Raw genomic sequence first — 20,362 nt, 5'->3', positions numbered from 1 at the left:
CATACAATTTAACGCATAAAAATTTGAAAGGTATTGGAAATTATATATATGCATTATATAATACTAACATAGCGAAAAATCAGAGTCAAACTTTTTTAGATACAAGAATAAAATATCCCTTTTTCTTGGCTACTGTCTCAACATTGCCAAAGAGTTCTTCTAATTTACTAATAGCCGAAGGGGCTCCTTGCTTCTTTTGGATGACCACCCATAGCGTACCTCTTGAACGAAGTTTTTTAAAACTCTGTTCCATTATATCCTGTACCACTTTTTTTCCCGCCCTGATCGGCGGGTTGGTAAGGATAGCTGCGAAATTGGCGCCAGTGACATTAGCAAGAGTATCACTCTCGTAAATATTCGTATTCTCAACCCCGTTATTCTTCGCATTTTCCTTAGCCAGTTCAACAGCCCTTGTATTAATGTCTATCATTTCTACGATTCTTTCGGGATAAGCTGCTGCAACCGAAAGACCAATCGGACCATATCCGCAGCCTACATCTAAAATCGGCCCCTCTATATCGGGATCCATATCGAAAGATTCGATTAACAATCGGGATCCAAAGTCTACTTCATTCTTAGAGAATACCCCATTATCACTTTTAAAGCGAAAATTTTGTCCCCTAAGCGTAAAGTTCCAATATTTCGGGTTGCTTTCTACATTTGGTTTTTGTGAATAGTAATGTTGTTCTGCCAGAGAAATCTCCCCCAATCAGAAAAGAATATAGAAGACATTGTAGAGAAGATATTTTGAAGAAACAGGAGCAATAATATATGATTACCAGATTTAAAGGAAACGCACACCAAATGCTCATAGTGAGTTACAGGCTTTTGACCGAAGCCCCATTGTTTTAGTTTCCCTCATTAATAGTAACTTTATACTCCATATCATAACAGCATTCTCTTAAATCAGAAGAGAAAAAAGCCCGCTGGTTACAGCGAGCTTCTTTGTTACGCTAGATTACTTAACTTCAACGTTAGCTCCAACTTCTTCAAGCTTAGCTTTAACTTCTTCAGCTTCTTCTTTAGAAACGCCTTCTTTAACAGCTTTTGGAGTATTGTCAACTAGATCTTTTGCTTCTTTAAGTCCTAGACCAGTGATTTCACGTACCACTTTGATAACTTTGATTTTTTGGTCGCCTGCAGATGCAAGAACAACGTCAAATTCAGTTTTCTCTTCAGCAGCACCGCCAGCAGCAGCTCCACCAGCGATTGCTACAGGTGCTGCAGCAGTTACGCCGAATTCTTCTTCGATAGCTTTTACAAGGTCATTTAATTCTAAAACAGTCATAGATTTAACTGCTTCAATGATTTGTTCTTTAGTCATTGTTAAGTTCCTCCTTGAAAGGTTTAAGTTTTTTTAATTTAATAGCCGAAAACCAGTTTTAACTTACGCGCCTTGCTCTTCTTTTTGGTCTGCAACAGCTTTTGCAGCAAGAGCAAGATTGCGGATAGGTGCTTGTAGCACTGAAAGTAGCATAGATAGTAAGCCTTCGCGAGATGGAAGTTCAGCAAGAGCCTTAATTTCATCAGCAGATGCGACATTTCCTTCAATAACTCCAGCCTTAATTTCTAGTGCGTCATGTTTCTTCGCGAAATCGTTAAGGATTTTCGCTGGCGCAACAACGTCTTCATTTGAGAACGCAATTGCGTTTGGACCAGTTAGAGATTCATTTAGGCCAGTAAGTTCAGCAGCCTCAACAGCACGACGAGTCATTGTATTTTTGTATACTTTGAAGTCGATGCCAGCTTCACGAAGTTGTTTACGAAGTTCAGTTACTTCTGCAACTGTTAAACCACGATAGTCAACAACAACAGCTGTTTGAGCTGACTTGAATTTTTCTGAAATCTCATCAACGATTTGTTTCTTTTGTTCGATAACGTTGCTCATCCTTACACCTCCTATAGATTTGCTTGAAAACATTCATACCGTTCAAATAAAAATGCCTTCATATCTGGTAGACATGAAGGCAGTAATTTCAAAATTATAGTCAGAGACTAAATAATTTATTAAATTACCTCGGCAGGATATTAAGCTCCTTAGAGCTCCTACTGTCTACGGTACAAATAGTATTCATTTATAACAACAAAACTTATTATAACAATAATTGTTTCGTTGGTCAACTTTTATCCAAAAAACAATGATGGTAAATTTTTCAATCCTAGAAAGAAGCAGGATCTACTTTTACACCAGGGCCCATAGTTGTAGTTACAGTGATATTCTTCATGTAAGTACCTTTAGCTGCCGCAGGTTTTGCTTTTTGAAGAGTTTCAAAGATTGTATTAAAGTTTTCGATCAACTTGCTGTCTTCGAAAGAAACCTTACCGACAGGAACGTGGATATTTCCTTGTCTGTCAACACGGTATTCCACTTTACCAGCTTTGATTTCATTAACTGCTCTAGTAACATCAAATGTTACTGTTCCAGTCTTAGGGTTTGGCATTAAGCCTTTAGGTCCTAATACACGACCAAGCTTACCAACTTCACCCATCATATCTGGAGTTGCAACGATTACATCAAAATCAAACCAACCTTGTTGGATTTTGTTGATGTAGTCAGCATCACCAACATAATCTGCACCAGCAGCTTCAGCTTCTTTTGCCTTTTCGCCTTTAGCGAATACCAATACACGCTGAGTTTTACCAGTTCCGTTTGGAAGCACTACAGCTCCGCGGATTTGCTGGTCAGCTTTCTTCGGGTCTACTCCCAGACGGAAAGCAACTTCAACTGTTGCATCAAATTTAGCAAAGTTTGTTTTCTTAGCAAGTTCTACTGCTTCACCTACAGCATAAGCTTTTGTGCTGTCTACAAGCTGTGCAGCTTCAGTATATTTTTTACTTTTCTTAGCCATTTTAAATCCTCCTATTTTGTGGTTTTAACGGAATTAGGAATTACCTCCCACGAATAAAGGTTGCGAATCGATTCGCAACCCCGTAGAAACGATCAGCGAAGCAGATGGATTAGTCCTCGATAGTGATACCCATGCTGCGAGCTGTACCTTCAACCATGCGCATAGCTGATTCAACATCAGCTGCGTTTAGGTCAGGCATTTTAGTTTCAGCAATCTCGCGTACTTTATCACGCTTGACAGTAGCAACTTTTTTACGGTTAGGTTCACCAGAACCAGACTCGATACCAGCCGCAACCTTAAGCAATACAGCAGCAGGCGGAGTTTTTGTAATGAATGTAAATGAACGGTCTTCAAATACCGTGATTTCAACAGGAATAATTAGACCAGCTTGGTCCGCTGTACGAGCGTTGAACTCCTTACAGAATCCCATGATGTTAACACCAGCTTGACCCAAAGCAGGTCCAACAGGTGGTGCCGGATTGGCTTTACCAGCAGGAATTTGTAATTTAACCATTTTTATTACTTTTTTAGCCACGAGACACACCTCCTTATAAGTCCGTGATGTGGTAATAGGGTCTTTAACCCTCCCACTCATATTGATTCTTTATATAATAAAGAATGTTGTTTAATTGTTCAGGCCCCTGAAACCGGGACATACTGACCTATGAAATATTATCATTTTTACAGGAAGATTTCAAGTTTTTTCGAAATTATATTTTTTCGACCTGGGTGAAATCAAGCTCCACCGGCGTATCGCGCCCAAACATGTTAACCAGAACTTTCAGCTTGCTCTTGTCCTTGTCCATTTCTTCAATGGAACCCGTGAAATTAGCAAACGGTCCTTCTTTAACCTGGACAGTATCGCCAATTACAAAATCGACTTCAATCGTTTTTTCGTCCACTCCCATACGTTTTAGCACCATTTCGACTTCTTCCGGCAGCAACGCTGTAGGTTTTGAACCTGACCCTGCAGATCCTACGAAACCTGTAACTCCCGGCGTATTGCGGACAACGTACCATGAATCATCGGTCATGATGATTTCAACGAGTACATATCCAGGAAACACCTTCTTCTTCATCACTTTCTTTTTGCCATCCTTGAATTCTGTTTCCTCTTCTTCCGGAACAACTACACGAAAGATTTTGTCTTGCATGCCCATTGACTCGACTCGCTTTTCCAAGTTTGCTTTCACTTTATTCTCGTAACCAGAGTAAGTGTGAACTACATACCAATTCTTTTCCATTCAGTTAGGACCCGTACGGTCCTTCCCTCCCCGTACTTTTTTCTTCTATGATGTCATTATCTAATGAATTGTAAACTTTTTACACATTAAAAAAGGACAAATTAAAAAACCCGTCTCCGGGCTTTTCTTCGTTACTTATTATTCTATCACTATTATAGCTTAAATTCGAATCTCTTATTCAAGAACTAAACGGATTATTTCTGAAATACCTAAATCTATGACTGCAAAGAAAAGACTCATAAATACCACAGTGGATAGAACAATTACAGTATACCTTGTAAGTTCTTTCTTTTTCGGCCAGCTTACTTTTCTCATTTCGCGCACTACGCCGCTAAAAAATTCTGCCATCAATGTAACCTCCAACACCTTCTATGGATAGCGTCTGCCAATGTATTCAAAAGTTATTTTGTCTCTTTATGCATCGTGTGAGCATTACAATTAGAACAGAATTTTTTAATTTCCAGCCGCTCAGCACTAGTTTCTTTATTACTTTCAGACGTATAGTTCCGTGCACCGCAGTCGGTACAAGCCAAAATTACTTTCTTCCTCATAAAGAACACCTGCCATATGTCTACGTCCTTAAAACTGTATCATGGCTTACTTTTATTGTCAATAAACATATGGATAAACGATAAGAAAGACAAAGGGCAAGTAAGAATCTTATCAGGTAGTGACTTCCCTGCCTTCCAGATAACGTTCCAACTTTCTTTTCACACGCTGAAGCGCATTATCGATAGATTTTACATGCCGGTTCAGTTCCTCTGAAATTTCCTGGTAGGATTGCCCATCGAGATAAAGCGATAATACCTTTCTCTCGAGGTCGCTTAACAGTTCCGCCATTTTTAATTCAATATCATCGAATTCTTCCTGATTAATGATCAGTTCCTCGGGATCAAGTATCTTCGCCCCAGAAATAACATCCATCAGTGTCCTGTCTGATTCCTCATCGTAGATTGGCTTGTCCAAGGAAACATAGGAATTCAGGGGGATATGCTTTTGGCGGGTCGCCGTTTTAATTGCCGTTATGATCTGTCTGGTGATACAGAGCTCAGCAAAGGCCTTAAAGGAGGTAAGCTTGTCCCCTTTAAAGTCACGAATTGCTTTATAAAGGCCGATCATTCCTTCCTGGACTATGTCTTCTTTATCGGCTCCGATCAAGAAATACGTGCGTGCTTTTGCGCGGACAAAATTACGGTATTTATGAATTAAGTAGTCAAGTGCCTCACTGTCTCCGCTGTGTATTAAGTCAACCAGCCCATCATCTTCCAAATATACATAATCTTCGCTCATTTTCATTCCGAAGTTTATACCCAAAAAAGATCCCCCCGACCCGTACACACGTAGTTAGAAATATTATACAGGAGGATTTTTTTGTACGTCAACAGCTCATAGCTTCCCTCTGCGCCACTTTTCGAAAATTTCTGCCATTTCCTCTGTAAGCGGTATTTTAGATGCCGGTTTTTTTTGAGTCGTGGTTTTTACGTTCTTTGCTATTTCTCCCTTAATGTGATTCATTTCATTCAGGAGCTCCCTTGCGGATTTACGCAAAGCCCCCTGTCCAAAAATCACCCATTGCTCCGTAAAATCAGAGGTCGCTACATGAATCTGGGTTTTGATATTATTCAATTCAATGGCCATCTTTTCGATCCGTTCATCTGCTGTCTCATTCTCTCTGGTGAAGATGATTTCGACTTTGTAGTTTTTATATTTGCGGGCAATTCCCTGTACAAAATGCGCATCGAACACAATGATTACCCGAAACCCTGTATATGCTTGATACTCGGCCATTTTTTCTATCAGCCGATCCCTAGCTGCGGACAGGTCCCGCTCTTTCAATTCTCTGAGTTCCGGCCAGGCCCCAATAATATTGTAACCATCAACCAGAAGGATGTTCATTATCTAATTCCCTAAGGGATTTCTTTTTCGATAAACCTCATACATCAGTAAGCTAGCTGCTACTGAAGCGTTTAGAGAAGTTACTTTTCCGGCCATCGGCAAGCGGATAAGGAAATCACACTTGTCCTTAATCAGCCTTCCCATCCCTTTTCCTTCACTGCCGATGACAAGGCCTATCGGCATTTTTCCGTCCATATTCCGATAATCATCCGTACCTTTTGCATCTGTTCCGACAACCCAGACTCCGCGCTCCTTTATTTCATCAATCGCTCTTCCCATGTTGGTGACACGGGCTACCGGAATATATTCAATAGCACCTGTCGAAGACTTTGCCACCGTAGCAGTCAGCCCGACAGCCCTGCGCTTTGGTATAATAATTCCATGAGCTCCCACAGCATCCGCCGTCCTCATGATAGATCCAAGATTATGCGGGTCCTCTATTTCATCAAGAAGAATAAAAAAGGGAGCCTCGTTTCTTTCTTCTGCCCTCGCAAACAAGTCATCCAATTCTGCATAACTGTAAGCAGCAACCTGTGCAACCACACCCTGATGGTTCCCATCTGACATTTGATCAATTTTTTTCTTGGGCACAATTTGGGTCAGCACTTGCCGCTCCTTTGCGATACCAATGATTTGCTGCATTTGTCCCTTCTGTGAGCCTTCAGCAATCCAAATTTTATTGATGTCACGCTCGGATCGCAAAGCTTCCAGCACCGGGTTCCTTCCAATGATGTATTCTTCACTCATGGGTTCATCTCCCTTTTTCCTCTTCAATGAATTGAATCGATAATCTTATAATTTCTTCAAGCCGTTCCGTACGGCGCGCTAAATAAAGATAGCCTAACAAAGATTCAAATGCCGTTCCATACCGGTACGTTTGCACATCCGTGTTCTTTGGGACAGTTCCGGATTTCGCGTTCCGGCCCCTCCGTACTACTCCTTGTTCTTCTTCTGTCAGCATGTCCAGTCCAAGCAGGAAATGTATAATCCTGCTTTGAGCTTTGGCCGAGACAAAGAATGTTGCTTCTTTGTGGAGAAGATGCGGCTTCACCGTTCCTCTTTGGAGGAGGTGATGCCGGATATATGTTTCATATATGGCATCACCCATATAAGCAAGTGCAAGGCTGTTCAGCTGCTTTTCATCTACTGTCGTTTCATAATCAATCATGTTATCCTCTTTTCCACCTTGTTCCCTGAGGAGTGTCCTCCAGTATGATATTCATTTCTTTTAATTGGTCCCGAATATCGTCGGAAAGCTGGAAGTTGCGATCTTTCCTAGCCTGATTCCGTTGCTGGATGAGTCTTTCAATCTCTTCATCCAAAATCTCTTGGTCCTCAAGAGATAAGCCAAGAACACTAAATAGATCGTGAAACTCTTTAAGAAAAGCTTCAATCACTTTTATATCGGTATTTTTCTCCATTAAGTAATAATTAGCTTGCTTTGATAGCTCAAATAGAACGGATATGGCATTAGCCGTATTAAAATCATCATCCATTTCCTTCAAAAACTCTTCATGCAAACTGTTGACCTTATTTAAATATTCTTCTTTGTTATGTGTTAATCCAGTACTCGAATTAATGCGGTGCTTTAAATTTTGGTAAGAGGTTCTTAACCGGTCCAAAGATGCTTTCATATTCTCAAGCAGCTCTTCACTATAATTGATCGGATGACGGTAGTGCACCGATAACATGAAGAAACGCAGCACCTGAGGATCGTGCTTCTTAATGATGTCATGAACAAGGACGAAATTCCCCAGCGATTTGGACATCTTTTCATTGTCTATATTAATATACCCGTTATGCATCCAATATTTCGCGAACGGCTTTCCAGTCAAGGCCTCTGTTTGAGCGATTTCATTCTCATGATGCGGGAATGCTAAATCTTGGCCGCCAGCATGGATATCAATTGTATCCCCAAGGTATTTCTTCGCCATGGCAGAGCATTCAATATGCCACCCCGGCCGTCCTTTACCCCAAGGGCTGTCCCAGGAAATTTCGCCTTCTTTTGCCGCTTTCCAAAGGGCGAAATCAAGCGCATCATCTTTTTTCTCTCCCACATCAATCCTTGCTCCTACGCGCAGTTCATCGATGGATTGATGAGAAAGCTTGCCGTATTCGCCAAATTTTCTTGTCCGATAGTACACATCCCCTTCTGACTCATAAGCAAAACCTTTTTCTATCAAAGCTTCGATGAATTCGACGATAATATCGATGTTTTCCATTACACGCGGGTGTTCATCAGCTCTTCTGCACCCCAGTGCGGAAGTATCTTCAAAATAAGCATTGATAAAGCGATCTGAAATGGTCGGTACATCTTCCCCAAGCTCCTTCGCTGCCCGGATCAGCTTATCATCTACATCTGTAAAGTTGGATACAAATTGCGTTTGGTAACCACGATATTCAAAGTATCTGCGGACCGTGTCAAACACAATTGCTGGTCTTGCGTTGCCAATGTGAATATAGTTATATACTGTCGGTCCGCACACATACATTTTTACCTTGCCTTCTTCGAGCGGCTTGAATTCTTCTTTTTCCCTTGTTAGGGTATTATATAGTTTTATGCCCATAACTAGTGCTCCTTTCACTCCTAAGCTTCTCTACTTCTATTTTTAAAGCGGTCAGTTCGCTTTGCATTTCCCTTAGCCGATCTGCAACTGGATCTGGAAGGTCAGTATGATTTAAATCTTTTTTTATTTTAATGCCATCCTGAATGACGACTCTTCCGGGAATACCGACAACGGTGGAGTTTGGAGGAACCTCTTTTAAAACGACCGAACCGGCACCAATTTTTGAGTTTTCTCCTATCGTTATCGATCCCAGCACCTTTGCTCCTGTAGCAATCAAAACATTATCCTTAATAGTAGGATGCCGCTTTCCTTTTTCTTTACCCGTCCCACCAAGCGTAACGCCCTGGAACACGGACACATTATCACCGATTTCGCATGTTTCGCCAATTACCACACCCATGCCATGGTCAATGAAAAAATGTCTGCCTATTTTTGCACCAGGGTGTATTTCAATCCCTGTAAAAAAACGGCTTATTTGTGAAATAGACCGTGCTATAAAGTACAGCTTCTTCTTATAAAATGCGTGGGCAACTCGGTGGCTCCATATCGCATGCAATCCCGAATACGTAAGAATCACCTCTAAGTAACTTCTTGCTGCAGGATCTTGGTCAAAAACGACATCTATGTCCTCTTTTAACACTTTTAACACTCTTTTCCCCCCTCTATCGACATACATTTCTTCTGTAAAGAAAGCCCGATTCCCTTGTTTTTCTGCAAAAAAAGTATACAAAAAAGCGCCTCTGTAAAAACACAGAGACGCTTGGCAGCGCGGTTCCACTCTGTTTGAAATGAACTGTGCCCAACAGGTGCAGCATTCCCAACTTATATCCTTTAACGGGGATAGGCCGCCTTTTCTTACTGTACCTGTTCGGAAAAGGACTCAGGGGTGCATTTCTAAAAACGAGAGGCTTAAACCACTTGCAGCAATATGGTTCTCTCTGGAAAGCTTCGTTTCTATACTTCTCCCCATCTACGCATTAGCTTTGATGTATTGATGAAACTATCATGTCTTATGACCATACTATATTACATTTTTAATGATTTGTTAATGCAAAAAGCTTTGGACTCGCACTTTTATTTTTTCTTTTCCTAACAACGCAATTGCCTTCGGCAAATCCGGACCATGCGTTTGCCCGGTAGCAGCCGCCCGTATAGGCATAAACAGTTTCTTCCCCTTTTGTCCCGTGCTCTTCTGAACAGCTTTAATCGCAGCTTTTATCTCCTCATCAGAGAACTCTTCAAGCTTCTCTATCTCGGAAAGAAACGCAGCCATAACCCCAGGAACCTGTTCCTCTGCAAGGACTTCTTTCGCTTCTTCTTCTAATTCTAAATCATCCTTAAAGAAGAGAGCAGATTTTTCCACGATTTCTGCACCATAACTCATTTGCTCCTGGTAAAGGGCGACAAGCTCACGAACCCACCCTTGCTGCTCCGCAGTCATGTCCTGTGGCAGCATTCCTGCTTTAATTAAGTGCGGCACAGTAATTTCCACGGCACGGTCTAAATCCAGACGTTTAACATATTGGTTGTTCATCCACGCGAGCTTTTGCTGATCAAATAAAGCTGGTGATTTAGACAGCCTGGCCGGGTCAAATATATCAATGAACTCTTCCTTCGAAAAAATTTCTTCTTCACTGGAGGGAGACCATCCCAACAGAGCGATGAAATTAAAGAGAGCCTCCGGAACATATCCCAATTCCTTATATTGTTCGATGAACTGAATGATTGATTCATCCCGCTTGCTGAGTTTTTTCCGGCTCTCATTTACGATTAATGTCATATGGCCAAACACAGGCGGCTCCCAGCCAAAGGCCTCATAGATCATAAGCTGCTTTGGTGTATTCGATATATGGTCATCCCCTCGGAGAACATGGGAAATCTCCATAAGGTGATCATCCACTGCTACAGCAAAATTGTATGTTGGGATTCCATCCTTTTTGATGATCACCCAATCACCAATACCCTCTGATTCGAACGATACTTCATCCTTTACCATGTCGGTAAATTTATAGTCCTTATCCTCCGGCACCATAAAACGGATGCTTGGTTTTCTGCCCTGAGCCTCTAATTCCGCACGTTGCTGGTCAGTTAAATGACGGCATTTGCCGGAATATTGCGGTGTCTCATTCCTTGCCAACTGAGCTTCCCGCTCTTCTGCAAGCTCTTCTTCCGTACAATAGCACTTATATGCCAAGCCTTTTTCCAACAATTCATTATACAGCTTGCCATAAATATGATTGCGTTCAGACTGGCGATAAGGACCATATTCTCCTCCTACATCCACACTTTCATCCCAGTCCATTCCAAGCCATTTCAAATATTTCAGCTGGCTTTCCTCTCCGCCTTCAATATTACGCTTCTGGTCTGTATCCTCTATTCGGATAATGAATTTTCCGCCCTTACTGCGGGCAAATAGATAATTAAACAATGCCGTACGGGCATTTCCTATATGTAAATGTCCGGTTGGACTCGGTGCATAACGAACCCGAATTTCGCTGCTCATTAATTTGACGCCTCCTATAATACTTCCTTTGAATAGATGAATCCCTCTATTTTACCACCTATATGATTAGGAATAAAGAGTGGATCAAAGAGATCAATCAGCCTTTATCAGCAAGACCACTGCCTGGGCAGCAATCCCTTCACCTCTGCCGGGGAATCCTAATTTTTCTGTTGTTGTTGCTTTTACGTTTACCTGGTTTAGGGAAGCCTCAAGCAATTGCGAAATCCGCTCCTGCATTTGTCTGATATAAGGTGCCATTTTAGGAGCCTGTGCAATGATGGTGCAATCTAAATTGCCCAGGACAAATCCTTCTCTCTTCACAAGTTCCCAAACATGTTTTAATAGTTTTGCTGAATCCGCATCCTTAAATTCAGGGTCTGTATCAGGGAAGTGTTTGCCGATATCTCCTTCGCCTATTGCGCCCAGGCAGGCGTCTGCTATAGTATGCAAAAGCACATCTGCATCCGAATGACCAAGAAGTCCTTTCTCATAGGGAATTGTTACTCCACCAATAATTAAAGGCCGTCCTTCTGTAAGCTGATGAACATCAAATCCCTGTCCAATACGAAACATCCTGTCATCTCCTATTCTTTTCCGTTCGGTAAGGAACGTTTTTTCTGTAAGATTGCTTCTGCAAAATACAGGTCTTCTCCAGTAGTAATTTTGATATTATCGTAGTTTCCCTCAATAATTATAACTTCTTCACCGTTTCTTTCAAGCAGGCTTGCATCGTCTGTTCCCTGAAATCCCGCTGCTTCAGCCAATTCATGAGCATTTTTCAGAACAGAAAGACGAAAAGCTTGTGGTGTTTGCACTGCCCACAAGCTGGATCGTTCCACGGTTTCGATTACAATGTTGTGTAGCCCCTTTTTTATCGTATCTTTAACAGGAACAGCAATGATTGCTCCGCCATGCTCATTAGCAGCTATTACCAGTCTGTCGATCAGTTGATGTGTGATAAATGGCCTTGCGCCATCATGTACAAGCACAATTGAATCCTCTGAAGCATGATTGATTCCATTGTAGACACTTTGCTGTCTTTCTTTTCCGCCAGGTACTAATTTTATATCTGTCTTAAATCCGTATTGCGCGATGTATTGCTTAAATATTTCTTCCTCATTTGGGTTAATGGCAAGAATGATCTTTTTGCAATTCGGGTCATGTTCGAATACATTTATCGTATGTACGATAATCGGTATGTGATCAAGCTCAATAAACAGTTTGTTTTTCCCTGCTTTCATCCGTTTGCCCTGTCCGGCTGCCGGAATGACTACTTCATAAAGCATATATATATTCTCCCAACTATAAAGCCTTCTCTAATAGTTTTGGTTTTGCAAAAATCATTCTTCCTGCAGATGTTTGAAGGACACTTGTTACTACTACTTCAATTCTTTTCCCTATATGATCTCTTCCGCCTTCCACAACAATCATCGTACCGTCATCCAAATAAGCGATGCCTTGGTTATGCTCTTTCCCATCTTTAATGACTTGTACAGTCATCTCTTCTCCGGGCAGCACAACTGGTTTAACAGCATTGGCCAAATCATTGATATTCAAAACGGAAACGTTTTGAAATTCACATACTTTATTTAGGTTAAAATCGTTGGTCACAACAATACCATTTGTTATTTTCGCCAATTTTACCAGCTTGCTGTCGACTTCCTGGATATCGTCGAAATCTCCTTCATACATCTCGACTTTTACAGTCAGTTCCTTTTGGATCCTGTTAAGGATATCAAGGCCCCGGCGTCCGCGGTTTCTCTTAAGAGCATCAGAAGAGTCGGCAATATGCTGCAATTCAGCTAAAACAAATTGTGGGATAACAATGGTACCTTCCAGAAATCCAGTCTGACAGATATCTGCAATCCGGCCATCTATAATTACGCTCGTATCTAAGATTTTCATTGGGCTGGCATCTGACGCTTGCTCCTCGTCTTCCGCTCCGAATTCCTTCTTTTTATTATTCTTAGAAAATAGATTGAGCAATTCATCACGTTTTTTGAACCCTACTTGAAAACCTAAATAACCAAAAACAAGGGTTAATAAAATTGGTGCCACGGTATTAAGGATAGGCACTTGTATAGCATTCAGTGCATATCCAATCAGAAATGCAACGAAAAGACCGACCATGAGGCCTACACTTCCGAATATAATATCCGTAATGGGAGCTTTCACAAGCGATTCCTCAAACCATTTGATGAATTCCACGACATAATCTACTGCCCAGAACGTAAAAAGGTAGAATATAATTGCACCTAAAATAAAAGTAACATAAGGATTGTTTATAATTGCAATATGATCTGCATGTACTAAAATTAATAACTCAGGAATGAGAAATATACCCAATGTTCCTCCTATTATCAAAAAACATGCCTGAATAATGCGTTTTAACATCCCCTTCACCTCCTTTTAATCATTATTAACAATTTTAGGAATTCAAAACCTTGCTCAATTCGGTTTTTCGAATAAACTTCTTAATCTTTGATAACCAGTACGAAATTATTTCATTATAATAAATAGTCTCATCAACTTCATATTCCCCTGTTAGCTACTACCAGCAAATGTAAAAAACAATATAATAATACCGTAGCATCCTAGGTATGGAGATGTCAAAAATAAGTCCCTCAAAAATCAACGTCTACGCGCTCTAACGAAGTAATTCTTAACAACTGGACCCTTATATTTTTCTGTCAATCAACAGTTGATTTCTCAGCATTCTCAATCCTTCCTGAATCTTCTTTGCCCTCACTTCCCCAATGCCTTCTACTTCATCCAACTCATCGATAGTGGCATGGGTAACTCTTCTGAATGTCACAAATCTGCTTACTAGATTTTCAATAATGAGTCCAGGTAACCGGGGAATTTTACTCAAAATGCGATATCCTCTGGGAAAAACATTTTCATCCAAATGGATATATCCATTAAAGCCTAGAATCCGGAGTAAAACACTGTCATCAAAAATCTCCTGCCTAGCCAGGTCTTGCAGCCGGTTTATTACAGTTTGCGGATTTTCACTCCTGTCATAATAGTAATCTCGTATTAACAAGGTTCCTTCAATTTCTATATCAGTCAATAATTCGCTCATCTGGAGTCGTATTAACCTGCCTTCTGTTCCCAACTCGTTTAAATAGGACAGCAGTTCGGCCTTTATTCTCAGAACCATCACATACCGGTGAAACACCTGCAAAAGGTCCGCATAGGTAACTATTTCCTCAAACTCCAATAGACTTAAATTGGAAATACTTTGCTGAAAGACCGCCTTATATTTTTCTAATGTTTGAATAGCCAGATTGGCCTTAGAAAGGATGACTGCGATATCCTTTAAGGCGTAGCGGAAATTCCCCTGATACAGGGTAATCACGTTTCTCCTTTGGGAGATGGCAATTACAAGCGCCTTTGTCTGCCTCGCCACACGTTCGGCAGTTCTGTGGCGCATTCCTGTCTCAGTAGACGGGATGGAGGTATCGGGAGCAAGTTGGGCATTGGCTAAAATGATCTTACTGGCTTTTTCATCCAAAATAATCGCCCCATCCATTTTTGCCAATTCATATAGAGTGCTGGGTGTACACGCACAATTAATGAGAAATCCTCCGTCAATGATTTCCCTTACTTTTTCTGAATAACCTACAACGATAAGTCCGCCTGTATTGGCCCTAAGTACATTATCGATTCCTTCACGCAGGGGTGTACCCGGGGCAGCCATCGACAAGATTTCCAGCTTATTTTTTTCATATGCCCTTTTTTCTGTCATACTTTATCCCCCTAAAGCATATTGAAGAGCCTCCGCGACTGTAGATACACCTACTATTTCAATACCTTTAGGAACGGTCCAACCCCCGATGTTATTCGCAGGTATAACTAGTCTCTCAAAACCCAGTTTTGCAGCTTCCTGTACCCTTTGTTCAATTCTGGATACCCTTCTGACTTCCCCCGTTAATCCAATTTCACCTATGATACAATCAGATGGCTTTGTGGGTTTGTCACGGAAACTGGAGGCAATGCTAACAGCAATAGCCAAATCAATTGCCGGCTCATCAAGCTTGACTCCACCTGCAACTTTCAGATATGCATCTTGATTTTGTAAAAGCAGACCTACTCTCTTTTCCAGCACAGCCATTAATAGGGAAACCCGATTATGGTCAATCCCTGTTGCCATCCTTCTTGGGTTTCCAAAGCTTGTTGGCGATATAAGAGCCTGGATTTCCACCAGCACTGGCCTTGTTCCTTCCATTGAAGCCACCACTGTAGAGCCGGAAGCTCCATTGGACCTCTCTTCCAGGAAGATTTCAGATGGATTTGCTACTTCTTCAAGACCGCCTTCCTTCATTTCAAAGATTCCCATTTCATTTGTCGAACCAAACCTGTTCTTTACGGCACGTACAATTCTATATGTATGGTGCCTTTCTCCTTCAAAATATAAAACGGTATCAACCATATGTTCCAGCAGCCTAGGGCCGGCAATGGAGCCTTCCTTTGTGACATGACCTACTATAAAAATAGCTATGCCATTGGTTTTCGCAATCCTCATTAATGCTGCGGTACATTCTCTTACCTGCGATACACTGCCTGGCGCAGACGTTACTTCTGACTGATAAACTGTTTGGATAGAGTCAATGATGACAAGGTCAGGCTGCATGGCAGAGATGGCCTGTTCTATATAATCCATATCTGTTTCGGAATAAACAAAAAGGTTTTCGGAGGTGGCGCCGAGCCTGTCAGCTCTCAATTTTGTCTGCTTTACCGACTCTTCTCCCGAAATATACAGTACTTTTTTCTGCTTTTGCGCCAGCTGTGCAGATACTTGAAGCAGCAGTGTTGATTTTCCTATCCCTGGATCTCCTCCAATGAGTACAAGAGATCCCTGGACGATTCCCCCTCCAAGAGCGCGGTTCAATTCCGCTAAATCAGTATATATTCTCGGTTCCTGAGAGGTCTCTATTGCTGTGATGGGAGTAGCTTTTCTGCTGGTACCACCTGAGGATGCATCGGAGTGAGTAAATGCTCCTCTCCTGGCAGGCTTGACGATTTCTACTTCCTCCACCATCTGGTTCCATTCCCCGCATCCCGGACATTTCCCCATCCATTTTGCAGATTCGTATCCGCATGATTGGCAGATAAACTTCGTTTTTTTCTTAGCTACCATAATTAATTCCTTTCTTTCCAAAAACCGCCGGGAAAAGACAGCAGCTACACTGTTCTCGACGCTTTTAGCCTTATATATGTGTAACCTGTCTTCCTAAATGGAAAAGCAGGATTATAAATAAAATACCGTTACTATTAAGTTATTATATAAAAGCTTGTATTAATCCTTCAAAAAAATATGAACAAAAAATTACATAAATGCAATAAGAGATACCTCAATAATATGATGAAAAAAGGAGGAACACTGCATTATTGCGTGTCCCTCCATGCAAATCACTCAATTATTCACCTACGGTAGCTGTTTCCCCACTCTTTACCGTAAACTCTCCATTTTCTACATCAATTAACACTTTTTGTCCCTTTTGCACATTTCCTTTTAATAATTCCTCTGATAGGAAATCCTCGATATGCTTTTGAATGGCTCTGCGAATTGGACGTGCCCCATATTCAGGGTCATAGCCGCTGTCCGCTATTTTTTCTTTGGCAGCCTCAGAAAGCTCTAAATGGATATCCTGCTCTTTCAAGCGTTTCATTAGCTGATCAGACATTAATGTTACAATTTCCTTCAAATGCTTCTTCTCAAGGGCATGGAATACTATTGTTTCATCTATACGATTCAGGAATTCAGGACGGAACGCTTTTTTAAGCTCCTCCATTACCTTTCCTTTCATATCCTTATAATCCTGGCCCTCTTCCTGTACGTTAAATCCAACATATTTATTGCGTTTTAAGGCTTCAGCACCAACATTTGAGGTAAGGATTAAGATGGTATTTCTGAAATCTACTGTACGGCCTTTTGAATCCGTTAACCGGCCATCTTCCAATACCTGAAGAAGAATATTAAAGACATCAGGATGAGCTTTTTCAATCTCATCAAGCAGGACTACAGAATAAGGCTTTCTGCGTACCTTTTCGGTCAATTGTCCGCCTTCTTCAAAACCAACGTATCCAGGAGGCGATCCTACAAGACGGGATGTTGAATGCTTCTCCATGTACTCAGACATATCAATCCGGATCATTGCATCTTCATCACCAAAAATAGATTCTGCCAGGGCACGTGCCAGTTCTGTTTTACCCACTCCAGTAGGACCAAGGAATATGAATGAACCGATAGGGCGCTTAGGATCCTTTAGACCTGCTCTTGCCCTTCTAACCGCCTTAGAAACGGCTTTAACTGCTTCTTCCTGGCCAATTACACGATCATGAAGAATATTCTCCATATTTAACAATTTGTCTGTCTCGGTTTGAGCCAGCTGTGTTACAGGGACACCCGTCCAGTTGGATACTACATTTGCAATATCGTCGACCGTAACTGCACTGTTTTCCTGGCCTTGTTTTTCTTTCCATGACTTCTTCGTTTCCTCCAGCTGCTCACGAAGCCGCTGTTCTGTGTCACGAAGAGAGGCAGCTTTCTCAAACTCCTGGCTTTGGACTGATGCGTCTTTTTCCTTTCTTACTTCGTCTAATTTTTGTTCCAATTCTTTTAGTTTAGGCGGTGTTGTATAAGAACGGAGCCTTACTTTAGAACCCGCTTCATCAATTAAATCGATCGCTTTATCTGGAAGGAAGCGGTCTGAGATATAGCGGTCAGATAATTTAACAGCAGCATCAATGGCAGCATCGGAGATGGACACGCGATGATGTGCTTCATACCTGTCACGCAGCCCCTTCAGAATTTGTATTGACTCGTCAATTGTAGGTTCATTTACAGTGATTGGCTGGAAGCGGCGTTCCAATGCAGCATCCTTTTCTATATATTTACGATATTCATCCAATGTGGTTGCACCAATGCACTGAAGCTCTCCGCGTGCCAAAGACGGCTTCAGGATGTTAGAAGCATCGATTGCTCCTTCCGCACCACCGGCACCTATTAAAGTATGAAGTTCATCAATGAACAGAATAATGTTTCCTGCCTGCCTGATTTCATCCATCACTTTCTTTAGGCGGTCTTCAAACTCTCCGCGATATTTTGTTCCAGCCACAACAGTACCCATATCAAGCGTCATGACTCTCTTGTCGCGAAGGATTTCCGGCACTTCGTTGTTAATGATTTGCTGGGCAAGGCCTTCAGCGATGGCTGTTTTCCCGACACCAGGCTCTCCAATAAGAACGGGATTATTCTTGGTTCTACGGCTCAGCACCTCGATGACCCTTTGAATTTCTTTGCTTCTGCCAATAACGGGATCAAGGCTGTCTTCCCGCGCAATCGCAGTCAGGTCTCGAGCAAGGCTGTCAAGAGTCGGCGTACTTGCATTCGAGGCCGCAGACCCCTGATGGCCGCCTGACTCGTTGCTGCCAAGCAATTGTAGAACCTGCTGGCGTGCTTTATTAAGGCTTACTCCGAGATTGTTCAATACTCTGGCAGCTACACCTTCACCCTCCCGTATTAATCCAAGCAAGACATGCTCTGTGCCCACATAGGAGTGGCCTAATTTACGGGCTTCGTCCATGGAAAGCTCAATCACTTTTTTAGCGCGTGGTGTATAATGAATGGTCTGGGAATTTTCCTGGCCTCTTCCAATTAGGTTCTCCACTTCTTTTTGAATCTTCTCAGCACCAAGTCCCAAAGCATACAGAGCTTTAGCAGCTATTCCTTCCCCTTCACGAACAAGTCCAAGCAAGATATGTTCGGTTCCAATATTGTTATGCCCTAACCGGATTGCTTCTTCCTGAGCCAATGCTAACACCTTTTGGGCTCTTTCCGTAAAACGTCCAAACATCATAAGGTATGTCCTCCTTCAGAATTATCTTTTTTCTCTAAGTCAAAACGCTCGCGAATGAATGTGGCACGCCGTATATCCCTTTCATGCGGGCGAAGCGGACCACCGGCATATTTTTGAAGAAAACCCGGCTGTGTTAAGATCATTAACTCATTCAGAATAGTCTTGGAAATATTTTTTATATACCCAAGGTCAATCCCTAATCTAACATCCGACAAGCATTTCGCCGCTTCCTTCGATTCCAGAACCCTTGCATGCTGTAAAATTCCATATGAACGAAATACTCTATCTTCTAATTGTATGTTCGACGTCTGCACTATAGCTTCCCTAGCCGACCTCTCCTGAGCAATTATTTGCTGGACTACACTGTTCAAATCCTCAACTATGTCTATCTCAGATTTACCCAGTGTTATTTGGTTGGATATTTGAAAAATATTCCCTAACGCTTCGCTGCCTTCACCGTATATCCCTCTCACAACCAAGCCAAGCTGGTTAATTGCCGGAATAATCCGATTCATTTGCTGCGTAATCACAAGTGCCGGCAAATGAATCATGACCGAAGCTCGAAGCCCTGTTCCCACATTCGTTGGGCAGCTGGTTAAATATCCGCGATCCTCCTCATAAGCATAATCAATTTGCCCTTCAATGAAGTCATCAATATCATTTGCCACTTTCAAAGCCTCATTAAGCTGCAGGCCAGAAAATAAACATTGAATACGAAGATGGTCTTCTTCATTGACCATGATACTGACCTCTTCATTTTCTGTTAGCAAACAAGCGCCATACGGTGAATCCTCTGCTAATTGAGGGCTGATTAAGTGTTTTTCAACCAGCACCCTTTTTTCCAGGGATTGAAGATTGCTCATTTCCAGGAGTTCTAAATCTCCTACAGCAGGAATGTTTTTATTCCCAAAACGCTCTTTTACTACATTTATAATCTGCAATGCTTCTTCCTGTGAAAACAATGTTGAAAACTTGAAATCCTTAAAATTTCTCGCAAGCCTTACTCGGGAGCTTAATACAATATCCGAATCAGGGCCTTCTTCATTCATCCATGAACTTACGGCATTTTCTAAGAACCGTTCGAGACTCATAAAGGGCGCCCCCCTTCATCGCCATTTCCGGAAGATTGTTCTAAATATCTAATGTGATCTCGTATTTCAGCAGCCTTTTCAAATTCTTCATTTTCTATAAAGGTTTTCATGGTTCCTTTTAATTGTGCTATCTGTTTTTTGGTATGAATACTGCCGCCAATGCGTTTAGGAACTTTACCATGATGCACTGTATTCCCGCCATGCAACCTCTTCAAGATAGGGTCTAACTGACTCTCAAACGTGCTGTAGCACTCACCGCAACCAAACTTCCCGGTATGGACAAATTGAGAAAATGTTAGTCCGCATCTTTTGCAGTTAAGTTCTGTTGGTTTTGATATCGTATTAGG

23 protein-coding genes and 2 other annotated features (1 of these 25 running past the window's edge) are annotated in these 20,362 nt (G+C 41.7%); all 23 genes read right to left on the bottom strand.

The window, feature by feature from the left end:
• Positions 1-85: 85 nt before the first annotated feature.
• Positions 86-694, bottom strand: coding sequence for a class I SAM-dependent methyltransferase (locus tag V1500_RS00655; RefSeq protein WP_409305876.1), 609 nt, complete (start codon positions 692-694; stop codon positions 86-88).
• A gap of 264 nt (positions 695-958) precedes the next feature.
• On the bottom strand, positions 959-1,324 hold the full coding sequence (rplL, locus tag V1500_RS00650) for a 50S ribosomal protein L7/L12 (RefSeq protein ID WP_409303733.1): 366 nt from the start codon (positions 1,322-1,324) through the stop codon (positions 959-961).
• Between the two features lie 63 nt (positions 1,325-1,387).
• Entirely contained in the window at positions 1,388-1,888 is a 501-nt protein-coding gene (gene rplJ / locus V1500_RS00645; RefSeq protein ID WP_409303731.1) for a 50S ribosomal protein L10, read from the bottom strand.
• A gap of 39 nt (positions 1,889-1,927) precedes the next feature.
• Positions 1,928-2,077 (bottom strand) — a sequence feature (ribosomal protein L10 leader region).
• A gap of 82 nt (positions 2,078-2,159) precedes the next feature.
• On the bottom strand, positions 2,160-2,849 hold the full coding sequence (rplA, locus tag V1500_RS00640; protein WP_409303729.1) for a 50S ribosomal protein L1: 690 nt from the start codon (positions 2,847-2,849) through the stop codon (positions 2,160-2,162).
• Between the two features lie 109 nt (positions 2,850-2,958).
• Positions 2,959-3,384 (bottom strand): 50S ribosomal protein L11, encoded by a 426-nt coding sequence (rplK, locus tag V1500_RS00635; RefSeq protein ID WP_409303728.1) that lies wholly within the window; start codon positions 3,382-3,384, stop codon positions 2,959-2,961.
• A 175-nt stretch (positions 3,385-3,559) separates the two neighbouring features.
• A complete protein-coding gene (nusG, locus tag V1500_RS00630; protein ID WP_409303726.1) occupies positions 3,560-4,093 on the bottom strand; it encodes a transcription termination/antitermination protein NusG in 534 nt (177 codons plus the stop codon).
• 174 nt (positions 4,094-4,267) lie between these two features.
• Positions 4,268-4,441, bottom strand: coding sequence for a preprotein translocase subunit SecE (gene secE, locus V1500_RS00625; RefSeq protein ID WP_409303724.1), 174 nt, complete (start codon positions 4,439-4,441; stop codon positions 4,268-4,270).
• Positions 4,442-4,494: 53 nt separating this feature from the next.
• The gene (gene rpmG / locus V1500_RS00620; protein ID WP_409303722.1) at positions 4,495-4,644 is read right to left on the bottom strand and encodes a 50S ribosomal protein L33; all 150 of its coding nucleotides are present in this window, start codon (positions 4,642-4,644) and stop codon (positions 4,495-4,497) included.
• Between the two features lie 112 nt (positions 4,645-4,756).
• Positions 4,757-5,389, bottom strand: coding sequence for an RNA polymerase sporulation sigma factor SigH (gene sigH / locus V1500_RS00615; RefSeq protein ID WP_409305875.1), 633 nt, complete (start codon positions 5,387-5,389; stop codon positions 4,757-4,759).
• A gap of 90 nt (positions 5,390-5,479) precedes the next feature.
• Positions 5,480-5,989: an NYN domain-containing protein gene (locus tag V1500_RS00610; protein WP_409303720.1), complete on the bottom strand. Its 510-nt coding sequence runs from the start codon at positions 5,987-5,989 to the stop codon at positions 5,480-5,482.
• A 3-nt stretch (positions 5,990-5,992) separates the two neighbouring features.
• Positions 5,993-6,736 carry a 23S rRNA (guanosine(2251)-2'-O)-methyltransferase RlmB gene (gene rlmB, locus V1500_RS00605; protein WP_409303719.1) on the bottom strand — a complete coding sequence of 248 codons (744 nt, stop codon included), beginning with the start codon at positions 6,734-6,736 and terminating at the stop codon, positions 5,993-5,995.
• A gap of 4 nt (positions 6,737-6,740) precedes the next feature.
• The gene (locus tag V1500_RS00600) at positions 6,741-7,157 is read right to left on the bottom strand and encodes a Mini-ribonuclease 3 (protein ID WP_409303717.1); all 417 of its coding nucleotides are present in this window, start codon (positions 7,155-7,157) and stop codon (positions 6,741-6,743) included.
• 1 nt (position 7,158) lies between these two features.
• A complete protein-coding gene (cysS, locus tag V1500_RS00595; protein ID WP_409303715.1) occupies positions 7,159-8,556 on the bottom strand; it encodes a cysteine--tRNA ligase in 1,398 nt (465 codons plus the stop codon).
• Positions 8,537-9,205: a serine O-acetyltransferase gene (gene cysE / locus V1500_RS00590; RefSeq protein ID WP_409303713.1), complete on the bottom strand. Its 669-nt coding sequence runs from the start codon at positions 9,203-9,205 to the stop codon at positions 8,537-8,539. The genes cysS and cysE overlap by 20 nt, the downstream gene beginning before the upstream one ends.
• A 100-nt stretch (positions 9,206-9,305) precedes the next feature.
• Positions 9,306-9,538: a binding site (T-box leader), on the bottom strand.
• Between the two features lie 63 nt (positions 9,539-9,601).
• Positions 9,602-11,059 (bottom strand): glutamate--tRNA ligase, encoded by a 1,458-nt coding sequence (gene gltX, locus V1500_RS00585; protein WP_409303711.1) that lies wholly within the window; start codon positions 11,057-11,059, stop codon positions 9,602-9,604.
• Positions 11,060-11,152: 93 nt separating this feature from the next.
• Complete coding sequence (ispF, locus tag V1500_RS00580) at positions 11,153-11,632, bottom strand: 2-C-methyl-D-erythritol 2,4-cyclodiphosphate synthase (RefSeq protein WP_409303709.1); 480 nt, start codon at positions 11,630-11,632, stop codon at positions 11,153-11,155.
• Between the two features lie 11 nt (positions 11,633-11,643).
• Complete coding sequence (gene ispD / locus V1500_RS00575; protein ID WP_409303707.1) at positions 11,644-12,345, bottom strand: 2-C-methyl-D-erythritol 4-phosphate cytidylyltransferase; 702 nt, start codon at positions 12,343-12,345, stop codon at positions 11,644-11,646.
• 16 nt (positions 12,346-12,361) lie between these two features.
• Complete coding sequence (locus tag V1500_RS00570; RefSeq protein ID WP_409303705.1) at positions 12,362-13,453, bottom strand: PIN/TRAM domain-containing protein; 1,092 nt, start codon at positions 13,451-13,453, stop codon at positions 12,362-12,364.
• A gap of 283 nt (positions 13,454-13,736) precedes the next feature.
• Positions 13,737-14,810 carry a DNA integrity scanning diadenylate cyclase DisA gene (disA, locus tag V1500_RS00565; protein WP_409303703.1) on the bottom strand — a complete coding sequence of 358 codons (1,074 nt, stop codon included), beginning with the start codon at positions 14,808-14,810 and terminating at the stop codon, positions 13,737-13,739.
• Positions 14,811-14,813: 3 nt separating this feature from the next.
• Positions 14,814-16,202: a DNA repair protein RadA gene (radA, locus tag V1500_RS00560; RefSeq protein ID WP_409303701.1), complete on the bottom strand. Its 1,389-nt coding sequence runs from the start codon at positions 16,200-16,202 to the stop codon at positions 14,814-14,816.
• A gap of 280 nt (positions 16,203-16,482) precedes the next feature.
• A complete protein-coding gene (clpC, locus tag V1500_RS00555; RefSeq protein ID WP_409303699.1) occupies positions 16,483-18,924 on the bottom strand; it encodes an ATP-dependent protease ATP-binding subunit ClpC in 2,442 nt (813 codons plus the stop codon).
• Entirely contained in the window at positions 18,921-20,015 is a 1,095-nt protein-coding gene (locus tag V1500_RS00550) for a protein arginine kinase (protein WP_409303697.1), read from the bottom strand. The genes clpC and V1500_RS00550 overlap by 4 nt, the downstream gene beginning before the upstream one ends.
• On the bottom strand, positions 20,012-20,362 hold the 3' portion of the coding sequence (locus tag V1500_RS00545) for a UvrB/UvrC motif-containing protein (protein ID WP_409303695.1). The gene runs 204 nt beyond the window's last position; 351 of the gene's 555 nt are visible here — the last part of the coding sequence; the start codon falls outside the window, past its right edge; its stop codon occupies positions 20,012-20,014. The genes V1500_RS00550 and V1500_RS00545 overlap by 4 nt, the downstream gene beginning before the upstream one ends.

Source organism: Peribacillus sedimenti (assembly GCF_046237635.1).
Classification (GTDB): domain Bacteria; phylum Bacillota; class Bacilli; order Bacillales; family DSM-1321; genus Peribacillus; species Peribacillus sedimenti.
The sequence above is the reverse complement of the archived record's forward strand: the minus strand, read 5'-3'. Positions and strand labels throughout refer to the sequence as shown.

Coding starts and splice junctions, on each gene's coding strand:
- V1500_RS00610 (WP_409303720.1), bottom strand. CDS start 5,989: ATGAACATCCTTCTGGTTGATGGTTACAATATTATTGGGGCCTGGCCG.
- ispF (WP_409303709.1), bottom strand. CDS start 11,632: ATGTTTCGTATTGGACAGGGATTTGATGTTCATCAGCTTACAGAAGGA.
- sigH (WP_409305875.1), bottom strand. CDS start 5,389: ATGAAAATGAGCGAAGATTATGTATATTTGGAAGATGATGGGCTGGTT.
- rplL (WP_409303733.1), bottom strand. CDS start 1,324: ATGACTAAAGAACAAATCATTGAAGCAGTTAAATCTATGACTGTTTTA.
- V1500_RS00600 (WP_409303717.1), bottom strand. CDS start 7,157: ATGATTGATTATGAAACGACAGTAGATGAAAAGCAGCTGAACAGCCTT.
- cysS (WP_409303715.1), bottom strand. CDS start 8,556: ATGGGCATAAAACTATATAATACCCTAACAAGGGAAAAAGAAGAATTC.
- rlmB (WP_409303719.1), bottom strand. CDS start 6,736: ATGAGTGAAGAATACATCATTGGAAGGAACCCGGTGCTGGAAGCTTTG.
- secE (WP_409303724.1), bottom strand. CDS start 4,441: ATGGCAGAATTTTTTAGCGGCGTAGTGCGCGAAATGAGAAAAGTAAGC.
- rplA (WP_409303729.1), bottom strand. CDS start 2,849: ATGGCTAAGAAAAGTAAAAAATATACTGAAGCTGCACAGCTTGTAGAC.
- nusG (WP_409303726.1), bottom strand. CDS start 4,093: ATGGAAAAGAATTGGTATGTAGTTCACACTTACTCTGGTTACGAGAAT.
- disA (WP_409303703.1), bottom strand. CDS start 14,810: ATGACAGAAAAAAGGGCATATGAAAAAAATAAGCTGGAAATCTTGTCG.
- rplJ (WP_409303731.1), bottom strand. CDS start 1,888: ATGAGCAACGTTATCGAACAAAAGAAACAAATCGTTGATGAGATTTCA.
- radA (WP_409303701.1), bottom strand. CDS start 16,202: ATGGTAGCTAAGAAAAAAACGAAGTTTATCTGCCAATCATGCGGATAC.
- gltX (WP_409303711.1), bottom strand. CDS start 11,059: ATGAGCAGCGAAATTCGGGTTCGTTATGCACCGAGTCCAACCGGACAT.
- V1500_RS00570 (WP_409303705.1), bottom strand. CDS start 13,453: ATGTTAAAACGCATTATTCAGGCATGTTTTTTGATAATAGGAGGAACA.
- V1500_RS00550 (WP_409303697.1), bottom strand. CDS start 20,015: ATGAGTCTCGAACGGTTCTTAGAAAATGCCGTAAGTTCATGGATGAAT.
- ispD (WP_409303707.1), bottom strand. CDS start 12,345: ATGCTTTATGAAGTAGTCATTCCGGCAGCCGGACAGGGCAAACGGATG.
- rpmG (WP_409303722.1), bottom strand. CDS start 4,644: ATGAGGAAGAAAGTAATTTTGGCTTGTACCGACTGCGGTGCACGGAAC.
- clpC (WP_409303699.1), bottom strand. CDS start 18,924: ATGATGTTTGGACGTTTTACGGAAAGAGCCCAAAAGGTGTTAGCATTG.